This window comes from Sphingomonas bacterium, from assembly GCF_903644055.1.
Taxonomy (GTDB): domain Bacteria; phylum Pseudomonadota; class Alphaproteobacteria; order Sphingomonadales; family Sphingomonadaceae; genus Sphingomonas_I.
In genome coordinates this window covers 1-5,855 of record NZ_CAHJXD010000158.1, presented here as the reverse complement: position 1 = coordinate 5,855, position 5,855 = coordinate 1, and the positions used below count along the sequence as shown (strand labels likewise).

Annotated in this window: 7 protein-coding genes; 6 read left to right on the top strand and 1 reads right to left on the bottom strand. The window is 66.2% G+C overall.

Going from position 1 to position 5,855, the window contains the following annotated elements:
- A partial coding sequence (locus tag HUU94_RS06930; protein ID WP_174274367.1) for a hypothetical protein occupies positions 1-221 on the bottom strand: 221 nt, incomplete at its 3' end.
- A 128-nt stretch (positions 222-349) separates the two neighbouring features.
- Between HUU94_RS06930 and rutB the strand changes: the two genes are divergently transcribed.
- From rutB to HUU94_RS06900, 6 genes are all read left to right on the top strand, one after another.
- The gene (gene rutB, locus HUU94_RS06925) at positions 350-1,096 is read left to right on the top strand and encodes a pyrimidine utilization protein B (protein ID WP_302480185.1); all 747 of its coding nucleotides are present in this window, start codon (positions 350-352) and stop codon (positions 1,094-1,096) included.
- Positions 1,097-1,108: 12 nt separating this feature from the next.
- Positions 1,109-1,492 (top strand): pyrimidine utilization protein C, encoded by a 384-nt coding sequence (gene rutC / locus HUU94_RS06920; RefSeq protein WP_174274366.1) that lies wholly within the window; start codon positions 1,109-1,111, stop codon positions 1,490-1,492.
- 136 nt (positions 1,493-1,628) lie between these two features.
- On the top strand, positions 1,629-2,414 hold the full coding sequence (gene rutD, locus HUU94_RS06915; RefSeq protein WP_174274365.1) for a pyrimidine utilization protein D: 786 nt from the start codon (positions 1,629-1,631) through the stop codon (positions 2,412-2,414).
- A gap of 5 nt (positions 2,415-2,419) precedes the next feature.
- Positions 2,420-3,481: a pyrimidine utilization protein A gene (gene rutA, locus HUU94_RS06910; RefSeq protein WP_174274364.1), complete on the top strand. Its 1,062-nt coding sequence runs from the start codon at positions 2,420-2,422 to the stop codon at positions 3,479-3,481.
- Between the two features lie 167 nt (positions 3,482-3,648).
- Positions 3,649-4,773, top strand: coding sequence for an alpha/beta hydrolase (locus HUU94_RS06905; protein ID WP_174274363.1), 1,125 nt, complete (start codon positions 3,649-3,651; stop codon positions 4,771-4,773).
- A gap of 58 nt (positions 4,774-4,831) precedes the next feature.
- Positions 4,832-5,855 (top strand): phosphoenolpyruvate carboxylase (locus HUU94_RS06900; RefSeq protein ID WP_174274362.1); only part of this gene is annotated, 1,024 nt, incomplete at its 3' end.

Below are 5,855 nucleotides of genomic sequence, written 5' to 3'. Positions count from 1 at the left end.
TGCGGCGTCTTGGCGCTCGACGCGCGCAGCGACAACAGCGCGCCGATCGCAACCGCCGCGATCCCGGCGCCGGCCGCGCCCAGCACCCAGCCCATCGCCGCGCTGCGCGGCGGCTTCGCCGGTGCAGCCGGCTTCAGCGGGATGATCTTGCCCGCTTCGGCATCGAATTCGCCGGGCTCGGCATGGGCGTGGTGCATCTTCTTGGCGGGAATGTAGGACATGAAGGTCTCCGATTGATCGGCGGCAAAGCGCTGCGATCGGCCGATCGTTCCCGCGCTTGCTCCTGCCGAGCTTGATCCCGTCGCCCCGCTGCGCCACAGTCCGGCGCTTCGCGTGCAACGGAGCGACGATGGCGGAAGCGGGTATAGTCGAGGTCGGGGGATCGTCCGCGCGGCGCATGGTGACGCTCCCCGCGCGCCCCGAGCCGATCCGCGTCGCCGCCGACGAGACCGCGGTCGTCGTGATCGACATGCAGAACGCCTATGCCTCGCCCGGCGGCTATGTCGATCTCGCGGGCTTCGACATCGCGGGCGCGGCGGGGACGATCGAGAAGATCGCGGACGTGCTGGAAACCGCGCGGGCGGCTGGCGTGCAGGTCATCTATCTCCAGAACGGCTGGGATCCCGATTATGTCGAGGCGGGCACGCCGGGCGCCTCGCCCAACTGGCACAAATCGAACGCGCTCAAGCATATGCGCAACGTTCCCGATCTCGCGGGACAATTGCTCGCGCGGGGTGGCTGGGATTATGCTCTGGTCGATGCGCTCGCCCCCCAGCCGGGCGACATTTCGCTCCACAAGACCCGCTATTCGGCCTTCTTCAATTCGCAGCTCGATAGCGTGCTGCGCGCGCGCGGCATCCGCACGATCGTCTTCGTCGGCATCGCCACCAACGTCTGCGTCGAAAGCACGCTGCGCGACGGCTTCCACCTCGAATATTTCGGCGTGATGCTGGAGGATGCGACGCATCACCTGGGACCGCCGATGATGCAGGAGGCGACGGTCTACAATGTGGAGAAGTTCTTCGGCTGGGTCTCCACCACCGCCGATTTCCGAGGCAGCTTCGGGCAGATGGAAGCCCGGCCAGCGGACATTTAGAGAAGGATCACGATGCCTTTCGAAGCGATCAACCCCCCGCAATTCCCCACCCCGATCGCGCCTTACTCGGCGGGGGCGAAGGCGGGAAACACAGTCTATGTCTCGGGCGTGCTGGCGCTGGGCGAGGGCGGTGCGGTGCTGCATGTCGGCGATGCCGCAGCGCAGACGCGCCATGTGCTGGAGGTGATCAAGACGACGCTGGAGGCGGCGGGTGCTACGCTGGCGGACGTCGCGATGAACCACATCTTCCTCAAGGACCTCGGCGATTATGCCGCGTTCAATCAGGTCTACGCCGAATATTTCCCGGGCGCGAAGCCGGCGCGCTACTGCATCAAGTGCGAGCTGGTGAAACCCGACTGCCTCGTCGAGATCGCCAGCGTGGCGCACATCGGATGAGGCGGGTGGGAGGTCCTCCCCCGGCGGGGGAAGTGGCGCGCGAAGCGCGACGGAGGGGTTTCGCCTTTCCCGTGGCACGACACCCCTCCACCATCGCCGCGCGACGGTCTCCCTACCTTTCCGGGGGAGAAACTGCATGCCGCTGACCTCCGGCCTCTATTGGGAAGCCGAAGGCGCCACTACCGCCCCCGCGCTGTTGCTCTCTTCGGGTCTTGGCGGCTCCGCGCACTATTGGGCACCCAATATCGAAGCGCTTCGCCAGCACTACCGCGTCATCACCTATGATCATCGCGGCACCGGCCGTTCCGATCGCGCGCTGCCCGAGACGGTCACGGTCAGCGATTTCGCCGCCGACATGCTCGCCGTGCTCGATGCCGTGGAGGTCGGCTCGGCGCATATCGTCGGCCATGCGCTCGGCGCGGTCGCCGGGCTGACGCTCGCCGCCAGGGCGCCCGACCGGCTGGGCAAGCTGGTGATGGTCAACGGCTGGGCGGCACCCGATCCGCATTTCGCGCGCTGCTTCGATGCGCGGCTCGCCCTGCTGCGCGACAGCGGCGTGCGCGCTTATGTCAAGGCCCAGCCGATCTTCCTCTACCCCGCCGATTGGAGCAGCCGCCATACGGTTCAGCTCGATAGCGAGGAGGATGGCCACGTCGCGGCCTTTCCCGCCGTCGCGACGCTGGAAGCGCGGATCGCCGCGCTGCGGGCCTTCGACATATCGCTGCTGCTCGATCAGATCGCGGCGCCGACGCTGGTGCTGAGCGCCGCCGACGATGCGCTCGTCCCGCCATCGTGCGCGGACGTGCTTGCCGAGCGGTTGCCCAACGCCACCGCGCGGCGGATGGCGTGGGGCGGCCATGCCTGCAACGTCACCGATCCGGAGGGCTTCAACGCCCTCGTCCTCGAATATCTCGGGAGCTGAGTCCCGTGCAGGTCGGTGTCTTCGTACCCATCAACAACAATGGCTGGCTGATTTCGAAGAACGCCCCGCAATATCTGCCGAGCTTCGATCTCAACAAGGAGATCGCGCTCCGCGCCGAGAAGCACGGTCTCGATTTCCTGCTTTCGATGATCAAGCTGCGCGGCTTCGGCGGCGAGACCGAGTTCTGGGAATATGGCCTGGAGAGCTTCACCTTGATGGCGGGCCTCGCCGCCGTCACGGAGAAGATCAAGATTTACGCGACCTGCCCGACGCTCGTCATCCCGCCGGCCTTCGCGGCGCGGATGTGCAACACGATCGATTCGATCAGCCATGGCCGCTTCGGACTCAACCTGATCACCGGCTGGCAGCCGCCCGAATATACCCAGATGGGGATCTGGCCCGGCGACGAGCATTTCCGCAACCGCTATCAGGTGCTTGGGGAATATGCCCGTATCCTGCGCGAGCTGTGGGAGACCGGCGTCTCCGATTATAAGGGCAGCTATTACCGGATGGAGGATTGCCGCGTCCGCCCCCAGCCCGAGGGCGAGATGAAGATCATCTGCGCGGGATCGTCGGATGCCGGCCTGGCTTTCTCCGCCGAATGGGCGGATTACGCCTTCTGCCTCGGCAAGGGCATCAACACGCCGAAAGCCTTCGCGTTCAACAACGAGCGCCTCGCCAAGGCGACCGCGGTGACGGGCCGCGATGTCTCGATGTTCGTGCTGGTGATGGTGATCGCCGATGAAACCGACGAGGCGGCGATGGCCAAGTGGCGGAACTATAACGACGGCGTCGACATGGATGCGATCGCCTGGCTCGCCGAACAGGGCGCGAGGGACACGGTCAACGCCGACACCAACGTCCGACAGCTCGCGGCTCCCGAAGGCGCGGTCAACATCAACATGGGCACTTTGGTCGGCAGCTACGCAAGCGTCGCGCGGATGCTGGACGAGATGGCCGAGGTGCCCAACACCGGCGGCGTACTGCTGACCTTCGACGACTTCGTGGAAGGCGTGGAGAATTTCGGGACGCGCATCCAGCCGCTGATGAACAGCCGGAGGGGATGATTGGTTAAGCCAGTGCCGGTTGGCCGTGCGTCGACGCGGCCGTTTCGTGCAGTCTGCCAGCATCCGCCACGAGTGTCGTGAGTTATCGAACGGTGGCAGACTGCATCTATCGATCCACCAACCTGCTCGCCCGGGCGGTTCCGGGCGAGAGCACGGCTACATGGGTCGTGACCTTCGACAATTATGTCAACGCGACGGGGCTCGACCGTCCGGCTTTTGGCGAAGCCTTCCTGTTGGGCGAGGGATGCTCGGCGATACATCTGCTCGGGCGCGGCAATGACTGGTATCAATATGATGATCTGCCGTTGGCGCTGGCGGCGGTTCGCGAGCATCTGCGGTCCGCCACCCGAATAATCACCTATGGTTCCAGCATGGGTGGCTACGCCGCGCTTCGCTGCGGCGCGGCCGTGGGCGCGCATGTGGCGCTCGCGCTGTCACCACAGTATAGCAATGATCCTGAAGTGGTGCCGTGGGAGCGGCGCTGGTTTGACGACGGGCATCGCATACGCTGGTTGCCCGCGCTCGAAGACGTGCTCCGTTTCGGAACGCCCGGAATCCTGTTGTTCGATCCCTTGGGCCAAGACCGGCGACACGCCGCGCTCATCGCGAGCCAGACCGCTTGCACATTGGTGCCGCTGCGTCATGCGGGCCACCCGGTCGCGACCTTTCTGAACGAGATCAACCTGCTCCGTCCGCTGGTCGCCGCCTTGCGCGAAGATCACTTTGATGCGGCCGGCTTCCTGGGTCTGGCGAGAAGCAGACGACGCGAGAGTTCGGTCTATCTCAGCCACCTGGCGTTGGCGCAACATCCAAGGCGCATCGCGCTCGCGATAGACCTGGCCGAGCGCGCGCGAGCGAAGGCGCCGGGCAGCGCCATCGCGCTGCAGGCCCTGGGCACGATCTTGTCGCGGGCGGATCGACACGACGAGGCCATAGCCGTCCTGAACGAGGCCGTGCAGCTTACCCGGCGCACCGATCCGCACTATCTCTATTTCCTGGCCGAAGCATTCGTTGCCGCTGGCCGAAACGAAGACGCGATCGGGCAAATGGCCGATGCGATCGCTCTGGCACCCGAATTGGCGCACCTTCGGGTCTGGCAGGCCAAAGCCCTCGCGCGTATTGGCGACCTGCGCGGTGCGGTGAGGATGCAGGCCAGCGCGATCAGGCTGGCGCCGCAACGGCGTGCCTATCGCACTCGTCTCTGGAAATATTGGGGCCAACTTATAGTGTCTGCCATCAGGCGGGTGCTGGGTGTCTCGAATCGATCGCCGAGGCCCGCCATGCCTCGATAGCCGCCGACCGATCGCCAAGCCGATTGACCTCGCGTCCGCTGCGGCGCAGCATTGCCCCATGGCCGACATCGAAGCGCCCGCGATCACGCAGAATCCCGACATCCGCTATCTGGGCAAGCTTCTCGGCGACGTGATCCGCGCTTATGGCGGCGATACGTTGTTCCGGCGGATCGAATATATTCGCTCGGCCTCGGTCGATCGCGCGCGCGGCGTCGAGGGAGAGACGGACAGCGGGCTCCAGGCGCTCGGCCTGGACGACACGCTCGCCTTCACGCGTGGATTCATGCTCTTCTCGATGCTCGCCAACCTCGCCGAGGATCGCCAGGGCGTCGCCGCCGATCCCGAGGCCGATCTCGCCGCCGCGATCGATCGCGTGGGGGACAAAGCGGCGGTCTCGGCGCTCCTCGATCGCGGGCTGATCGTCCCCGTGCTCACTGCGCACCCCACCGAAGTGCGGCGCAAAAGCATGATCGATCACCGCAATCGCATCGCCGATCTGATGCGGCTGCGCGACGGCGGCGCCGGCGTCACGCCGGAAGGCGACGTGATCGACGAGGCGCTGGTCCGCCAGATCGCCTTGCTTTGGCAGACGCGTCCGCTGCGCCGGGAGCGGCTGTACGTCGCCGACGAGGTCGGCACCGCGCTGTCCTATCTGCGCGATATCTTGATGCCGGTGCTGCCCGCGCTTTACGCGCAGTGGGAGCGGCTGCTCGGCCATCGCCCCAAGAGCTTTCTGCGCGTGGGCTCCTGGATCGGTGGCGATCGCGACGGCAATCCCAACGTCACCGCCGATTCGCTGCGGCTGGCGCTCGGCCAGTCGGCCGAGGCGGTGCTCAGCCATTATTGCGATCTGCTCCACGCGCTCGGCGCCGAGCTTTCGATTTCCAGCGAGCTGGCGCCGGTCACGGCCGAGGTCGAGGCGCTCGCCGAAAAGTCGCACGACGAATCGCAGGCGCGCGCCGACGAGCCCTATCGCCGCGCGGTGGCCGGCATCTATGCGCGCGTCGCCGCCACTTATGCCGCCTTGGTCGGCAAGCCCGCCCCGCGCCCCGCCGCCATCACCGCCGAGCCCTATGACAAAG